This window comes from Roseateles sp. GW835-FHT13E02 (genome assembly GCF_058794035.1).
In genome coordinates this window covers 1-553 of sequence record NZ_JBXAGJ010000057.1, presented here as the reverse complement: position 1 = coordinate 553, position 553 = coordinate 1, and the positions used below count along the sequence as shown (strand labels likewise).

General features: G+C 68.2%; 1 protein-coding gene. It reads left to right on the top strand.

Annotated features, from left to right (window positions below):
• The coding region (locus AC1Q6P_RS23995; protein WP_492666275.1) for a hypothetical protein at positions 1–553 on the top strand (553 nt) is incomplete at both ends.

Below are 553 nucleotides of genomic sequence, written 5' to 3'. Positions count from 1 at the left end.
CGCCGGCAAGACGGTCGCACTCAACAGCAGCGCCGACGCCAGCATCACCGCCGACACGCTCAAGTTCGCCGCCAGCACCATCAGCGGCAAGCTGGTCGCCACGGCGAGCACCGGCAGCATCACCCAAACCGGGGCCTTGAACCTCGGTGCCGATGGCAACAGTTTCTCGACCGCCGCCGGCCAGGCCATCACGCTGGGCAGCGCCAATCAGCTCAACAACAAGACCGTCGCGCTCAACAGCGGCGGCGATGCCACCATCAGCGCCGACGCACTCAAGTTCGCGGCCAGCACGATCGGCGGCAAGCTCGTCGCCACCAGCAACTCCGGCAGCATCACCCAGACCGGCGCCCTGAACCTCGGCGCGGACGGCAGCAGCTTCAGCTCGGCCCAGGCCATCACGCTGGGCAGCGCCAATGTCCTGAACGGCAAGACCGTGGCGCTCACCAGCAGCGCCGACACCACCATCACCGCCGACACGCTCAAGTTCGCCGCCAGCAGCATCGGTGGCAAGCTCATCGCCACGGCCAGCACCGGCAGCATCACCCAGACCGGC